At 63.9% G+C, this 16,237-nt stretch carries 9 protein-coding genes and 1 pseudogene; 7 read left to right on the forward strand and 3 right to left on the reverse strand.

Annotation, left to right across the window (positions count from 1 at the left end; genetic code table 11):
• Genes QAO71_RS00880 through QAO71_RS00890 form a run of 3 tightly spaced genes read left to right on the forward strand, consistent with a single transcriptional unit; the run spans position 1 to position 7,705 of the window.
• Positions 1-6,252, forward strand: a complete 6,252-nt coding sequence (locus QAO71_RS00880; RefSeq protein WP_280165039.1) for an Hpt domain-containing protein — start codon at positions 1-3, stop codon at positions 6,250-6,252.
• Complete coding sequence (locus tag QAO71_RS00885; RefSeq protein ID WP_280165040.1) at positions 6,245-7,204, forward strand: chemotaxis protein CheB; 960 nt, start codon at positions 6,245-6,247, stop codon at positions 7,202-7,204. Before QAO71_RS00880 ends, QAO71_RS00885 begins: the two co-directional genes overlap by 8 nt.
• 30 nt (positions 7,205-7,234) lie before the next feature.
• Positions 7,235-7,705 carry a chemotaxis protein CheW gene (locus tag QAO71_RS00890; RefSeq protein WP_280165041.1) on the forward strand — a complete coding sequence of 157 codons (471 nt, stop codon included), beginning with the start codon at positions 7,235-7,237 and terminating at the stop codon, positions 7,703-7,705.
• 187 nt (positions 7,706-7,892) lie between these two features.
• Here the strand turns inward: QAO71_RS00890 and QAO71_RS00895 are convergent, their stop codons facing one another.
• Positions 7,893-9,203 carry an ATP-binding protein gene (locus QAO71_RS00895; RefSeq protein ID WP_280165042.1) on the reverse strand — a complete coding sequence of 437 codons (1,311 nt, stop codon included), beginning with the start codon at positions 9,201-9,203 and terminating at the stop codon, positions 7,893-7,895.
• The gene (gene ompR, locus QAO71_RS00900) at positions 9,200-9,922 is read right to left on the reverse strand and encodes a two-component system response regulator OmpR (protein WP_036991374.1); all 723 of its coding nucleotides are present in this window, start codon (positions 9,920-9,922) and stop codon (positions 9,200-9,202) included. Before ompR ends, QAO71_RS00895 begins: the two co-directional genes overlap by 4 nt.
• Before the next feature lie 192 nt (positions 9,923-10,114).
• Between ompR and QAO71_RS00905 the strand changes: the two are divergent.
• The 4 genes and pseudogenes from QAO71_RS00905 (at position 10,115) to QAO71_RS00920 (ending at position 15,586) form a co-directional block, all read left to right on the forward strand.
• A pseudogene (locus QAO71_RS00905) lies at positions 10,115-12,444 on the forward strand (Tex family protein).
• A 2-nt stretch (positions 12,445-12,446) separates the two neighbouring features.
• Positions 12,447-12,848 (forward strand): PaaI family thioesterase, encoded by a 402-nt coding sequence (locus QAO71_RS00910; protein ID WP_051611162.1) that lies wholly within the window; start codon positions 12,447-12,449, stop codon positions 12,846-12,848.
• 54 nt (positions 12,849-12,902) lie between these two features.
• Complete coding sequence (gene gshA / locus QAO71_RS00915) at positions 12,903-14,474, forward strand: glutamate--cysteine ligase (RefSeq protein WP_280165043.1); 1,572 nt, start codon at positions 12,903-12,905, stop codon at positions 14,472-14,474.
• Positions 14,475-14,608: 134 nt separating this feature from the next.
• Positions 14,609-15,586: an NADPH:quinone oxidoreductase family protein gene (locus QAO71_RS00920; RefSeq protein ID WP_036991367.1), complete on the forward strand. Its 978-nt coding sequence runs from the start codon at positions 14,609-14,611 to the stop codon at positions 15,584-15,586.
• 97 nt (positions 15,587-15,683) lie between these two features.
• Here QAO71_RS00920 and trmL read toward each other — a convergent pair whose 3' ends face one another.
• Complete coding sequence (gene trmL / locus QAO71_RS00925) at positions 15,684-16,148, reverse strand: tRNA (uridine(34)/cytosine(34)/5-carboxymethylaminomethyluridine(34)-2'-O)-methyltransferase TrmL (RefSeq protein ID WP_036991364.1); 465 nt, start codon at positions 16,146-16,148, stop codon at positions 15,684-15,686.
• Positions 16,149-16,237 lie beyond the last annotated feature (89 nt).

Raw genomic sequence — 16,237 nt, forward strand, 5'->3', positions numbered from 1 at the left:
ATGGGTGATCGGCATGATTATGTCGCCCTCGACTGGGTCAAAGGCGAAATTTCCGAGACGCTGAATCAAGCGCGTCAGGCCCTGGAAGCCTTTGTAGATAACCCCGAGGATACGACGCGCCTGCGTTTTTGCCTGACCTATATCCACCAGGTTCATGGCACCTTGCAGATGGTGGAATTCTACGGCGCAGCCCTGCTGGCCGAGGAGATGGAAAAGCTTGCTCAGGCGCTGATGCATGGCACCAGCCATCGGGAAAACGAGGCGCTGGAAGTGCTGATGCAGGCGATCCTGCAGATGCCAGCCTACCTCGACCGGGTGCAGAGTGGTCGGCGTGACCTGCCGCTGCTGTTGCTGCCGCTGCTCAACGACATGCGCACCGCGCGGGGCGAAAAGCTGTTGTCGGAAAACGCCCTGTTCAGCCCCGACCTCGCCGCGGGCAGATCAGCCGGGGCAGCCCAGCAGGTCGATTTCACCAGCGAGCAGGTGACCCTGCAGTTGCGCAAGCTGCGCCAGGCCATGCAGATCGCCCATGCGGCAATCATCCGTGAACAGAACGTACCGGCCAGCGCCCACCAACTGGTTCGGGTCTTCGGCCGTCTGGAGAACCTTTTCCAAGGCACCGGTTTCGCCGAGCTGTGGAGTATTTTCGCTGGCGTGGCGGAAGGGCTGGAGACGGGTTCGATCGACAATGGCGCCGCTATCCGCCAGCTCCTGCGCCAGGCTGACCGCGAGCTGCGTCAACTGCTGGACGATAGCGCCAGCATCGCCGACCGCGCGCCAGCTCCGGAATTGCTGCGCAACCTGCTGTTCTATGTGGCCAAGAGTAACGGCGACAGCCCACGACTGACTGCGCTGAGACAGCAATACCAGTTGCAGTCGCTGTGGCGCGAAGATGATCAGGCAGCAGCCAGCGACAACCGCATGGTCGGGCCGGACCGCGGCACCATGCATTCGGTTGCCCAGGCGCTGGATGAGGAGCTGTTGCAGGTCAAGGAGCGTCTGGATCTGTTCGTGCGCAGTACCGAGCGCGCGCCCCAACTGCTCGAAGAGTTGTTGCCGGCGATGAAACGTATTGCCGACACCCTGGCGGTGCTGGGCCTTGGCCAGCCGCGGCGCGTGCTACAGGAGCAGGTCGAGCGGGTCGAGATCCTGAGCCGCGCCGATACCGCACCGAGTGATGCGCAATTGATGGAAGTGGCCGGCGGCGTGCTCTATGTGGAAGCCAGCCTGCATGGCATCTTCGCCATGGATCGCACCCCGACCGAGCCCGAGGAAGATGATCGCCAGAGCCGGCAACTGGCCGGCGCCCAGGACATGTTCCTGGTGCAGCAACAGGTGGTGCTGGAGGCGCGCAATGCGCTGGAACAGACCCGAGATGCGATCAATGCCTTTATCGCCGGGCAGTGGGATCATGCCCAGCTGGAGCCGGTGGATGACCTGCTCAACAGTGTGCGCGGCGGACTGGCCATGTTGCCCCTGGAGCGTGCCGCCGGCGCGGTTGCCGCCTGCCGGCTGTACCTGAGCCAGCAGTTAGTGCGCGAGCGCAAGGTGCCCGACTGGGAAGCGCTGGATGCGCTGGCCGATGTCATTACCAGCATCGACTACTACCTGGAGCGGGTGGCTGAGGATAATGCCGACCGCGGCGATAGCATTCTTGCAGTCGCCGAGGAGCGCCTGGCATCGCTCGGTTATGGCCCGGAGCAACTGGCGGCGCTGGACTGCGCAGCGGAAACGCCGCCCGAGCCCGTTGCCCCGGTCGTACCTGTTACGCCAGCCGTGGCGGCGTCCGAAGACGATGATGAGCTGGACCCCGAGCTCATGGAGATCTTCATCGAGGAAGTCGGCGAAGTGCTCGACAGCTTCGATGAGTACCTGCCCGCCTGGCAGGCGGACACGCAGGACAAGGCGGCCCGCACCGAGGTGCGGCGCGGCTTCCATACCCTCAAGGGTAGCGGTCGTATGGTGCGTGCCGGGATCCTGGCCGAGCTGGCCTGGTCGGTCGAGAATATGCTCAACCGGGTCATCGATGGCAACGTCGAGGCCAGCCCGGCGGTCTTCACGGTGGTCAATGCGGTACGCGCGCTGATCCCGACCCTGCTGGATGATTTTGCCGCTGGCCATCAGCGCACCCTGCCGGAGGTCGAGCAGTTGGCGGCACAGGCTGATGCCCTGTCCCGTGGCGAACCGCTGCCCGTACTGGAAGACCAGACCGAATCCTGCAGCCTGCCGACTGCCGAACGGGAGATCTTGTCTACCGATGCAGAGTTGGAGCCGGCCGAGGCCGCCGAGTCGACGGATGCCTTCCCGCAGATAGAAGAGCTGGAGCTGACCGCGCTGGATGACATTGATGACGTCGCTCCGTCGTCGCCGACAGAATCAGGCGAGCCGGCAGAAGAGTGGGCTGCCGAACCAGTTGCTGAAATCGAGGCGGAATTCGAATCTGAAACAATCGCAGCCGAGCTGGCAACTGATGTCCAGGCCGAGGTCGAACAAGCCGACGTCGAGTCTGCGGATATGGCAGCGCTGCTGGAGCCGTCTGGCTCTGATTATTCGGTGGATGCTGAACCGAGCGAACCGACTGATGGGCCAATCACCATTGAGCCGGAGGTCGACCAGCCGACTAGTGAGCTGGCAGATACGGCAGAGCTGGACCCGCTACTGCTGAAGATCTTCCGCGCCGAGACCCAGGCCCATATCGAGCAGATCAACGGCTTCCTCGACAAGAGCGAACAGCAACTGCCGTGTCCGCTCAGCGACAGCCTGCAACGTGCGCTGCATACTCTCAAGGGCAGCGCGCACATGGCCGGTATCCAGCCGATCGCGGTGCTGGCGACGCCACTGGAAAAACTGACCAAGGATTTCAAGGGCAACCTGATTCCGGCCGACCAGGCGGTGATCGAGCTGCTGCGCGACGCGGTGAACATGCTCGAGGCCTGGCTGGACCGGGCGGATGCCGCCTCGGTCGAACCGGTTACTGGCACCGATGCCTTCCTGCAGCGGCTGGACGCCATCTACCGCGATGGCATGGAGCGACGCGACAACAGCCGGGCCGATCTGGATGGTCCATCCGATGCCAGTCTGTTGTCGATCTTCCTCACCGAGGGCGTCGACTTGTTGCTGGATGCAGTGGATGAACTGGCGCATTGGCCGCCGGTTGCCGCCATCGACCATACCGGCTTGGCCCGTGCTCTGCGGGCATTGGCCGAGGTCGCGGTGGAAGTCGAATTACCAGCGATCGACGAGCTTTGTCAGGGCCTGGAAGATGTCCACGAAGCACTGATTGGTCAGCGCCTCCCGTTCACCGCCGAGGTGGCGGCATGTCTGGCCAGCGGCCATGATCGGTTGATCGGCATGATGGACCAGGTAGCGGCGCACCAGCATGTGCAGCCGGCTGCTGATGAGCTGGCAGCCTTGCAGGCGCTGTTCCAGATCAGCCCGCCCAGCATGGACGAAGTGTCCGCGCTCGACGGCAGTATCGCCCAGGGTGCAGCAGATACCTGGCATCCGGCGGACGCCGGTACCGACGCCGAATTGGTGGACATCTTCCTCGATGAAGCCCAGGAAATTCTGGATACATCCGCAGCCAGCCTGCAGTTCTGGCTGGCTGAACCCGATAACGAAGCCCCCCTGCATGCCCTGTTGCGGGATCTGCATACGCTCAAGGGTGGCGCGCGGATGGCTGAAATCCGCCCGGTGGGTGATCTCGCCCACGAGCTGGAATTTGTCTATGAAGGCTTGGTGGCGCAGCGCTTCAGCCTGATCGAAGGCTTGCCGGAGCTGTTGCTGGCCTGCCAGGACAGCTTGACCGACATGGTCGAAGGCGTAGTGGCGGGGCGGCCAATCAGTGACGGCATGCGGTTGGTCCGGGCGATTCGCGATTTTCGTGCCCAGCCGGATCAGCCGCCGCAGTGGGCTGACGTGGCTGATGCCCCGGTGGCCGACGCAACACCACCGCAGCCCGCTACCCCATCGGCGGAAGCAGGCATGCTCGGCATGTTCATCGAAGAGGCGCTGGAGTTGCTGCAGCCATGCGCTGATCTGCTGGCGCGCCGCGACGCCGAACCGGCAGCAGCTGATGAGCTGTTGCACCGCATCCAGACGCTCAAGGGCAGTGCCCGTCTGGCCGGTCGCACCGCCGTGGCGGAGCAGGCGCGCCAGCTGGAAACCGCGCTGCAGCAGGCTACCCTGGCGCCGGCCGACGAGCTGAGCGCAATGCTGGCCGAGCTGCAGACGATGATTGAGCAGTTGGCCGATGGACATCAGGATGCCGGCGAGTGGGTCACGCCCATTATGCCGGCACCGGCACCGGCGCCGCTGCCGGTCGCGCCGGAGCGGTCATTGGCCGAGGTCCGGGCGCTGTTGCAACAGGCAATGGAGGGTACCCGGGAATCCGCCCAGACCAACAGCCGTGGCGCGGTACAGGAAACCATCAAGGTACCCGCCGGGCTGCTGGAGGATCTGGTCAACCTGGCCGGTGAGACGTCCATTTTCCGCGGCCGCGTCGAGCAGCAGGTCAGCGACATCAGCCAGACCCTGAGCGACATGGAAAGCACCATCGAGCGGGTACGTGATCAGCTGCGCCGGTTGGACATGGAGACCCAGGCGCAGATCCTGTCGCGCCACCAGGAAGAGATCGAGCAGGGTTACGAGGACTTCGACCCGCTGGAAATGGACCGCTACTCCCAGCTGCAGCAGTTGTCGCGTTCGCTATTCGAGTCGGCCTCGGACATGCTCGACCTGAAGGAAACCCTGGCCACCCGCAGCCGCGATGCCGAAACCCTGCTGCTGCAGCAGGCGCGGGTCAATACCGAACTGCAGGAAGGTCTCATGCGCACCCGCATGGTGCCCTTCGAGCGGTTGTTGCCACGCCTGCGTCGGGTGGTGCGCCAGGTATCTTCGGAGTTGGGCAAGCAGGTCAATCTGGCGGTGGGCAGCGCTGAAGGGGAGATGGACCGCAGCGTGCTCGAGCGCATGATGGGGCCGCTGGAGCACATGCTGCGCAATGCGGTCGACCATGGTATCGAGTTGCCGGCGCTACGCGTGGCCGAAGGCAAGCCAGAGGCGGGTAGTGTCACCCTGGATGTACACCGCGAGGGCAGTGAGATCGTCATCCGCCTCAGCGATGACGGGCGCGGTGTCGATCTGCAGGCAGTGCGGGACAAGGCCATCGAGCGTGGACTGATGGACGCCGATGCGGCACTGACCGACCAGGAAGTGTTGCAGTTTATCCTTGAGGCCGGTTTCAGTACCGCTCAGCAGATCACGCAGATTTCCGGGCGTGGTGTCGGCATGGACGTGGTCAATGCCGAGATCAAGCAGCTGGGTGGCAGCATGACCCTGGCCACCGAGCCCGGCCAGGGCACCAGCTTCAATATCCGCCTGCCGTTCACCGTGTCGGTGAACCGGGCGCTGATGGTGTATTCCGGTGAAGACCTGTATGCCATTCCGCTGAATACCATCGAAGGTATTGTGCGGGTGTCCGGCTATGAGCTGGAAGCCTACTATGCGCCGGACGCGCCGCCCTTCGACTATGCCGGCAAGTCCTATGACCTGCGCTATCTCGGCGACCTGCTGGTCACCGGCCAGCAGCCCAGGCTGAGCGGGCACAGCCTGCCGCTGCCGGTGATTCTGGTGCGCGGTACCGATCACAGCGTGGCGGTGCAGGTCGATGCCCTGGCCGGTTCGCGGGAAATCGTGGTGAAAAGCCTCGGCAAGCAGTTCGCGGTCGTGCCGGGTATTTCCGGCGCGACCATCCTCGGTGATGGCCGGGTCGTGGTGATTCTCGATCTGCTGGCGGTGATCCGCGCCCAGCAGGCCTTGCTTTCGCAGCAGCAACTGGCTGCTGAAAGGGCCGCGGCGGGGGCGACGCCGACCCACCGTGCGACGCTGGTGATGGTGGTGGATGATTCCATCACCGTACGCAAGGTGACTACCCGTCTGCTGGAGCGCCATGGCATGGAGGTGGTGACCGCCAAGGACGGTGTCGACGCCATCGCGCGCCTGCAGGATATCCAACCGGACATCATGCTGCTGGATATCGAAATGCCGCGCATGGACGGTTTTGAAGTGGCCACGCTGGTGCGCCATGACGAACGGCTGAAAGACCTGCCGATTGTCATGATCACCTCGCGTACCGGCGAGAAGCACCGTGAACGGGCGCGCAGCCTGGGTGTGAACGAGTACCTCGGCAAGCCCTATCAGGAAACCCAGCTGCTGGAGGTTATCGACAGCTTGGTCGCGCTGCGTGACTGACGTTCAGGCGCCCACCATCGCGCTGCTGGTCAGCAGTGAGCGTGGGCGCCGGACGTTGGGCCAGGCGGTCCAGGGCTTCGGCTACCAACTGGTCTTCGACGCCGCGCCGGAGCGGGTCCAGCTCAGCGAGCTGACCGAGGTGGTGGCGGATCTGTGGCTACTGGATATGCCGGACGAATCAGCACTGGCGGATTGGTTACTGGAATCCAGCCCGGTACCGGTGCTGCTTGGCTCGGGGGAGATACCGCCGCCCGAACACGAGGATCATGTCCGCTGGCAGCGCCGGCTGTTACAGAAACTCAGCGCGCTGCTGGGTGACGCGCCGCAGGCACCGCCGGTACGGCTGGTGCCAGCGCCGCTGCCCATCAGCCGTCGCTGCGTATGGCTGCTGGGTGCGTCGCTGGGCGGCCCGGCAGCGGTCAAGCAGTTCCTGGATGTGCTGCCGGCGCAGGCGCCGGTGGCCTTTGTTTACGCGCAACATATCGACGCCGGCTTCGAGTCGCAGTTGCCCCATATACTCGGTCGTCAGAATGCCTGGCGAATCCGCAATTGCACGGAAGGTAGCCAGTTGCAGCATGGTGAGGTGCTGGTAGCGCCGATCGGCCGGATGCTGCATTTTGGTGCAGAAGGCCAGGTGCAGCTGCAGGAACAGCCCTGGCCCGGCGCCTATCAGCCGGCGATAGAAACCTTACTCGATGAGCTGGCCAGAACCTTCGCGCCGCACTGCGGGGCGATCATTTTCAGCGGTATGGGTGAGGATGGCGTGGCCGCCTGCGGTCGGCTGCGTCGGCAGGGGATGGAAGTCTGGACCCAGAGCGCGACCAGCGCCGCCTGCTCAACCATGCCCCAGGCCGTGCGAACAGCCGGTTACAGCAGTCGCGATGGCTCGCCCGACGAGTTGGCCGCCGCCCTGCAACAATGGCTAGAACAGGAACGTGCGGCGGATGCCTGAGGCACGGCGCGCAGTGAGAGGAATAATGCGATGACAGATGCACTGGAAAGCTTGAATGGCCTGATTGTTCCCCTGGCCGGGCAACCGCTGTTGCTGCCCAACGTGGCGGTGGCGGAACTGGTCGGCTATCGCCTCAGCCAGCCGGCGAATGACGGGCCGGCCTGGTTCCTCGGCTGGATACTGTGGCGTGACCAGCGGGTACCGCTGATTGACCCCGAAGTCCTGCTCGGCCAGCCCGCCGCGGAGCCGCCCCAGGCGCCGCGCAGCCTGGTGTTGAATGCGGTGGGTGGGCGTGCGGGTTCGAGTTTTATCGCCATGCGGGTACGTGGTATCCCGCGCTCGAAGAAGATCATCCGTGGGGAAATCGACGCGGCGGGCAGCGCCAGCGAGTTCGTCAGCCAGCCGGTGCGACTGGCCGATGAAGCGGAAACCCTGCTGATTCCCGACCTGGCGGCTATCGAGCAGGCATTGGCGCAGGCGGATATATTGCCAGCCGAGTAGCGAATGACATCGTTGGGGCTGCCCCTGGTGGGCCCTCTATTGGTCCGCCCATGCCTGTCTGCTGCATGTGTAGCAAAGCCTCTGTCGCCAGGGATGGCGACAGGGAGCCTACAGGGATGTATTCACGGCGTCTTTGCGGAACATGCAGCAGACAGGCATGTTGCACGGACCAAGGTGTCCGCTGCGCTCAGGGCATCTGCACCGGAAACATCAGCCGCGCTTCGGTACCGCCGCCGGCGCGATTGAGCAGTTGCACGCTGATGCCATGGCTGTCGGCGATACGCTTGACGATCGCCAGGCCCAGGCCGGTGCCCTTGGTGGAGCGCGCCCGGTCGCCGCGAATGAACGGCGTGAACAGGTCTTCCCCTTCGCTTTGATCGATGCCCGGACCGCGATCCAGCACACTCACCACCACGCAGGGCTGAATGGCGCTCTGCTCCAGATAGCTGCAGACCTCCACCCCGGTGCCGCCATGATTCAGCGCGTTCTCCACCAGGTTGGTCAACAGCCGCTTGATCGACAACCGTCGCAGCGCCAGATCCGGAATCGGATCCAGCCATAGCCGCACCAGATCCTCATTGACGTTGACCGGCGCGACCACCTCGCGAATCAACTCGTTCAGATCGCAGGGCTCGATGGGTTCGGCGCTGCCGTCACGGATATAGGCCATGAACTGATCGAGAATCGCGTCCATGTCTTCGATATCGCGGATCATCCCGTCGGTCAGTTCGGGTTCGACACCGGACATCAGCTCGGTGGACAGGCGCATGCGGGTCAGCGGGGTGCGCAAGTCATGGGACACCCCGGCCAGCAGCAAAGCGCGGTCATTGTTGGCCTGCTCGACATCCTGAGCCATCTGGTTGAAGGCGCGGTACACCTCGGCAATCTCCGCTGGGCCGCTGGTATCCAGCAGTCGCACGCTGTGGCCCTGGCCGATGCGCTGGGCGGCGCGTTCCAGCACCTTCAGCGGCCGGTTGAGCTGGCGCACGAAAATCCAGGCGGCACCAGTGGATAGCATGCCGATCAGGCTCAACCAGCTGACCACCAGCCAGATCCGGTGACCGCGCAGTGGATGAGCGTACAGCGGCACTTTCAACCACTGATCGCCGTAGCTCGGCTGATGTACCCAAATTGCCGGTTGGTCCACGGTCTGTACGCGAATCTGGGTACGGTCACCCAGCTCATCACGCAGCTGATTGGTGAACACGCCCGAATAGGGCCAATGGATTTCCCCCGGGGGCACCAGGCTTTCGTGTATCAGCTCCATGCCGGAGAGCGCCTGCATATCGGCCCGGGCCTCGGGGCCACTGGCCCAGTAGGCCTGTACCAGCATGGCGGTGCCGTGGCTGTACTGGCGATCGACCAGCAGGTCCTCGTTGCTCATCAGGTAGAGCAGGGTGAGGATCTTGGAAAACAGCGTGACCAGCAGTACCAGCAGCAGAGTGCGGGCAAAGAAGCTGCGTGGCAGCAGCGGATGCCAGCCGGGGCCGCCCTTCACTGTTGTTGGCCATCCGGCACGAAGACGTAGCCAACTCCCCAGACTGTCTGGATATAGCGCGGCTTGGAAGGATCGGGTTCGAGCAGACGGCGCAGGCGCGAGATCTGCACATCGATGGAGCGTTCCAGCGCATCCCATTCACGACCGCGGGCCAGTTGCATGAGCTTGTCGCGGGTCAGGGGCACCCGTGGATGGTGCACCAACGCCTTGAGTACGGAGAACTCACCGGATGTCAGCATATGCACTTCATCGCCGCGCTTGAGTTCGCGGGTGGCCAGGCTGAGTACGAAGTCGCCAAAGGTCACTTCGTTGTCATCGGCTGACGGCGCACCGGGAATCTGCGGCGCCTGGCGGCGCAGCACCGCCTTGATCCGGGCTACCAGTTCGCGAGGGTTGAAGGGCTTGGGCAGATAATCGTCGGCGCCCATCTCCAGGCCCTGGATGCGGCTGGTTTCATCGCCCTTGGCGGTGAGCATGATGATGGGCGTGGTGGTGCCCCGTTCACGCAGGCGGGCGCAGGCCTTGAGGCCGTCTTCACCAGGCAGCATCAGGTCCAGCACGATCAGCGAAAACAGCTCGCGGTCGAGCAGGCGATCCATCTGCGCGGTATTTTCCACCGCGCGGGCGCGATAGCCTTGCTCGCTGAGAAAACGCTCCAGCAGGCGACGCAGGCCCGCGTCGTCATCCACGATCAGTATTTTTTCGCCTTCATTGCTCATAGGGCCACCACCTTTTTCGAAGAAATGTATTGTCGCTGATGCCAGTTGTCGCGGGAGCTGGCCATTGTTACAAGAGGTTTCCCCCGGTGCGATGGACTAACCGATGGCCATCGTCGGGGGACCGGGCTGCATCCCGCGGCGGCGACTCGGTTATACTGCCGCGTCTGAAATGATCGATGTGGATATCTAGCCATGGACAGTATTGCCTCGCGTATCGCTACCGAACTGGCGGTGCGCCCCGAACAGGTGACCGCGACCGTCGGCCTGCTCGACGAGGGCGCCAGCGTGCCCTTTATCTCTCGCTACCGGAAGGAAGTGACCGGCAGCCTGGATGATACCCAGTTGCGCTACCTCGAGGAACGGCTGCGCTATCTGCGCGAGCTGGAGGAGCGCCGCCAGAGCATTCTGGCAAGCATCGGCGAGCAGGGCAAACTGACCCCCGAGCTGGAGCGCGACATCTTCCAGGCCGAGACCAAGACCGGCCTGGAAGATCTGTACCTGCCCTACAAGCCCAAGCGCCGCACCAAGGGCCAGATTGCCCTGGAAGCCGGCCTCGGCCCGCTGGCCGAGCAGCTGTACGCCGATCCGAACCTGAATCCCGAACAACTGGCTGCCGACTTTGTTGACGCCGACAAGGGTGTGGCCGATACCAAGGCTGCACTGGACGGCGCCAAGTACATTCTCATGGAGCGTTTCAGCGAGGATGCCCGTTTGCTCGAACGGCTGCGTCAGGCCCTGCGCCAGGACGGCCGGGTGGTGTCCCGACTGGTGACCGGCAAGGAGCAGGAGGGCGCCAAGTTCCGTGATTACTTCGAGTATGACGAGCCGCTGCGCAATGTGCCGTCGCACCGGGCGCTGGCGATTCTGCGGGGGCGCAACGAGGGTATTCTGAACATCGCCCTGCAGTTGGGCGACCCGGAGGCACCGGCCACCGCCAGCCACCCCTGCGAAGGCATGATCGCCGAGGCGGCGCAGATCAGTGACCAGGGCCGCCGGCCGACCGCTGGCTGAACGAGGTGGTGCGCTGGACCTGGCGGGTCAAGTTGTCCGGCCATCTGGAAACCGAGCTGCTCGGCGAGCTGCGCGAGGCGGCGGAGGATGAAGCCATCCGCGTGTTCGCCAGCAACCTCAAGGACCTGCTGCTGTCGGCGCCAGCCGGGCCGCGGGTTACCCTGGCGATGGACCCGGGCCTGCGCACCGGCGTCAAACTGGCCGTGATCGATGCCACCGGCAAGCTGGTCGATACTGCCACCATCTTCCCCCACGCACCGCGCAATCAGTGGGATCAGTCGCTGGCGGTGCTGGCGACGCTGTGCCGCAAGCACCAGGTCAATCTGATCGCCATCGGCAACGGTACCGCCTCGCGCGAGAGCGACAAGCTGGCCAGTGACCTGCTCAAGCAGTGCCCCGAGCTGAAGATGCAGAAGATCACCGTCTCCGAAGCCGGCGCCTCGGTATATTCCGCCTCGGAACTGGCAGCGAAGGAATTCCCCGACCTGGACGTGACCTACCGCGGCGCGGTATCCATCGGCCGCCGGCTGCAGGACCCGCTGGCAGAGCTGGTGAAAATCGAGCCCAAGGCCATCGGCGTTGGCCAGTACCAGCATGACGTATCCCAGGTGAAGCTGGCGCGCAGCCTGGATGCGGTAGTCGAGGACTGTGTGAACGCCGTCGGCGTCGACCTCAATACCGCATCGGTGCCGCTGCTGACCCGCGTATCGGGGCTGAATCCGACCATCGCCCGCAACATCGTCGACTATCGCGACCAGCACGGTGCCTTTGCCAGCCGCCGCGAACTCCTGAAGGTCAGCCGGCTGGGCGACAAGACCTTCGAACAGGCAGCGGGTTTTCTGCGGGTAATGAGTGGCAGCAACCCGCTGGATGCCTCCGCGGTGCATCCGGAGGCCTATCCGCTGGTCCAGCGGATCGCCGAGCAGACCGGTCGCGACATCCGTAGCCTGATTGGCGACTCGGCATTTCTGCGCAAGCTGGATCCGGCGCGCTATACCGACCAGCACTTCGGCATCCCGACCATCACCGATATCCTCAGCGAGCTGGACAAGCCCGGGCGCGACCCGCGCCCCGAGTTCAAGGCGGCTACCTTCCAGGAGGGCGTGGAGAAGATCAGCGATCTGGAGCCCGGCATGGTGCTCGAAGGCGTGGTCAGCAACGTGGCCAACTTCGGTGCCTTCGTCGATATCGGCGTGCATCAGGACGGCCTGGTGCATATTTCCATGCTGGCTGACAGCTTCGTCAAGGACCCGCGCGATGTGGTCAAGGCCGGCGACATCGTCAAGGTCAAGGTGCTGGAAGTGGACATTCCGCGCCAGCGCATCAGCCTGACCATGCGCATGGGCGACCAGCCCGGGGCCACGAGCAACGCCCGTGCCGGTGCTCCGGCTGGTGAGCGCAATCGTCCGCGTCAGCCGCGGGCAGACAAGGGCCATGCTGGCTCCCCGCCACAGGCCGGTGGTACCTTTGCCAACCTGTTTGCCAATGCCAAGAACCTGAAGAAGCGATAACCATGAGCCAACACCCGAAACTGAGCGACATCCAGGACAACCGCATGAGCCCCTTCACCGAATCCCTGGGCCTGGAGCTGGTCAGCCTGGATCAGGAGGGCTGCACCATGCGCCTGGAAATCAGCCCGCAGCATTTCAATACCACGGCGCGGGTCCATGGCGGCGTCATCTTCAGTCTGCTGGACTCGGCCATGGGCGCGGCCGTCTACGCCCGGCTGGACGCCCATGAGGCAACCGCTACCATTGAATGCAAGATCAACTACACCCGCGCGGTCACCGGTGGGGTACTGGAATGTCGGGCCAAGGTGGTGCATGCCGGCACGCGGACCATGGTTGTCGATGGCGAGGTCTGGCAGGACGGCGCGCTGGCCGCCAAGTGCCTGGGTACCTTTGCCCGCATCTGAACCGGTCGCCGATAGCCGACGCCGATCATTTTCACCGTTTGAGGAGTGACGCGCTTGTCACCACTGTTGAAGCAACGTCTCGACCTGCTGGCACAGCCGGCGCTGCAGAGCAGCCTCGCTGCCTGCATGCATGGCATCGAGAAGGAGAGCCTGCGCATCGATGCCGGCGGGATTCTGTCACAGCAACCCCATCCTGCCGGGCTGGGATCGGCGCTGACGCACCCGACCATCACCACGGATTATTCCGAAGCGCTGATCGAACTGATCACCCCGGTGAGTCGGAATATCGATGGACTGTTCCAGCATCTGGACGAGATTCACCGCTTTACCTATGGCGAGCTGGGCGAGGAGCGCCTGTGGACCGAGTCCATGCCCTGCGTGTTGCCGGCCCGTGACGAGGACATTCCCATTGCCTGGTACGGCAGCTCCAATGTGGGCATGCTCAAGCATGTCTACCGGCGGGGTCTGGCGGTGCGTTATGGCAAGCCGATGCAGTGCATTGCTGGTATCCACTACAACTTCTCGCTGGCGCCCGAACTGTGGGAGGCGCTGCGTCAGCAGGACCACGACGCGCGCAGTGAGCAGGATTATCAGTCCGAGCGTTATGTGGCGCTGATCCGCAACTTCCGCCGTTACGCCTGGCTGTTGATGTACCTGTTCGGCGCATCGCCGGCCCTGTGTGCAAGCTTCCTGCAGGGGCGGGATCACCGGCTGGAGCCACTGGGCGAGAAGAGCCTGTATCTGCCCTACGCCACCAGCCTGCGCATGAGCGACCTGGGCTACAACAACGATGCCCAGGCGGACCTGAGCGTCTGCTACAACAGTCTGGATAGCTACATCGCCAGCATGCAGAAGGCGATCAGCCTGCCCTATGCGCCCTACGCCGCGCTGGGCACCCATGATGCCGATGGCCAGTGGCAGCAGCTCAACACCAACCTGTTGCAGATCGAGAACGAGTTCTACAGTTCGATCCGACCCAAGCGCGTGGCGCGCAGCGGCGAGAAGCCGGTGCACGCGCTGGCCGCGCGGGGCGTGGAGTATGTCGAAGTACGCTGCATGGATATTGACCCGTTCAGTCCGCTGGGGATCGAGCCGAGCACCGCGCACTTTCTCGACAGCTTCCTGTTGTTCTGCGCGCTGGCCGATAGTCCGGCGATGTCTGACGAGGAGTGCCGGACGAGCAACGACAACTTCGCGCTGGCAGTCAAACGCGGCCGCGAGCCGGGTCTGCAACTGATCCGCAAGGGCCAGCCGTGCAGCCTGATCGAGTGGGGCGAGCACCTGCTGGACAATATCGCCGCTTGCGCCAGCCTGCTGGATCATGCCGGGCAGACCACCGCGCACAGTGACAGCCTGCAGCTGCAGCGCGACAAGCTGCATGACCCGGCACTGACCCCCTCGGCGCGGGTGCTGGAGGCGATTGCCGAGCACGGCAACAGCTTCTTCCGCTTTGCCCTGGGGCAATCCGAGGCGCACCGCGAGCATTTCCTGGCACGGCCGCTGAGCGCCGCGCAGTCGCAGGAGCTCGCCGCCGTGGCTACCCAGTCGCTGGCGGATCAGGCAGCCGTTGAGGCAGCCGATCAGGTGGACTTCGATACCTACGTGGCGCAATACCTGAGCCAGTAACGACTGGCGGGTGGCGCCGGAGTTGCCGCGGCTGGCAGTTGTCTTATGCAGGGTGATCAATCACCGGTATGGTGATTGACCCCACCGCAGCGGGCCCAGCTAGACTGTGGAAAATACCCAATCAAGGAGCCACCATGAAAGCCGTACTGTGCAAAGCCTACGGACCTGCCAGCACGCTGTCGCTGGAAGAGACCGCCGATCCGGTCGCCAAGGACAATGAGGTTGTCATCGATGTCCACGCCGCCGGCGTCAACTTCCCTGACACCCTGATCATCGAGGGCAAATACCAGGTCAAGCCGCCGTTCCCCTTTTCGCCAGGTGGTGAAGCCGCCGGTGTGGTTGCCAGTGTGGGCAGTCAGGTCACCCATCTGAAGCCGGGCGACCGGGTCATGGGGCTGACCGGCTACGGCGGTTTTGCGGAGAAAGTAGCGGCCGCCGGTACTCACGTGCTGCCGATGCCCGATGATATGGACTTCGTCACCGCGGCTGGCTTCAGCATGACCTACGGCACCTCCATGCACGCCCTGGCCCAGCGCGGCAATCTGCAGCCCGGCGAAACCCTGCTGGTGCTCGGCGCTTCCGGTGGTGTTGGCCTGGCGGCGGTGGAGATCGGCAAGGCCATGGGCGCCCGGGTGATCGCAGCGGCCTCCAGTGACGAGAAACTGGAAGTTGCCCGTCAGGCCGGCGCCGATGAACTGATCAACTACAGCGAAGGCGAGCTCAAGGAGCAGGTCAAGGCGCTGACCGGTGGTCAGGGCGCTGACGTGATCTACGATCCGGTGGGTGGTGACCTGTTCGATCAGTCCATGCGCTGCATCAACTGGCGCGGACGGCTGCTAGTGGTCGGTTTCGCCAGCGGCCGGATTCCCGAGCTGCCGGCCAACCTGGCTCTGCTCAAGGGCGCTGCGGTGGTCGGTGTGTTCTGGGGTGCCTTTGCCAAGCGCGAGCCCCAGGCCAACCTCGAGAACTTCCAGCAGCTGTTCCGCTGGTACAGCGAGGGCAAGCTCAAGCCGCTGGTATCCCAGACCTTCGAAATGAACCAGTACGAAGCAGCGTTGACCACCCTGACCACGCGTCAGGCCGTGGGCAAGATCGTTATCAAGACGCGTTAAGCCTCTGCGGCTTCGGGTTAGGGACGGGTTTGTCCGCGAGGAGCTGTAGAAAGCTTCGCGGACAAGGCCGCTCCTGCCTCTTGCCACCGCCCCGCCTTCAATTGGCCCCGGCAAAACCCTGTTGCCGCCAGGCCTCGTAGACCAGCACCGCAGCACTATTGGACAGATTCAGGCTCCGGTTATCCGGATGCATGGGGATGCGCAGCACCTGCTCGGGTGGCAGCGCGTCACGGATATCCGCAGGCAGGCCACGGCTTTCCGGGCCGAACAGAAATAGATCCCCTGGCTGATAGCTGACCTCGCTGTAGCACTGCCGGCCCTTGGTGCTCAGGGCGAACACCCGGTTGGGTTGTACCTTCGCCAGACAGCTGGCCAGATCCGCATGGGTCTGCACCGGTGCGTACTCGTGATAATCCAGTCCCGCCCGGCGCAGGCGCTTGTCATCCAGTTCAAACCCCAGGGGTTCAATCAGATGCAGCTGGCAGCCGGTATTGGCGCACAGCCGGATGATATTGCCGGTATTGGGCGGGATCTCGGGTTCGAGCAGGGCGATATGAAACATGCGGCGCATTCCAGTGAAAAACGCGCCAGTGTAACCGGAATTGGTTGGAGCCAGACAGAGATTGAGGCAGCGGGGATACGCTTTCAGCA

The organism is Halopseudomonas sp. SMJS2 (assembly GCF_029866945.1).
In the GTDB taxonomy this organism is placed as follows: Bacteria; Pseudomonadota; Gammaproteobacteria; order Pseudomonadales; family Pseudomonadaceae; genus Halopseudomonas; species Halopseudomonas bauzanensis.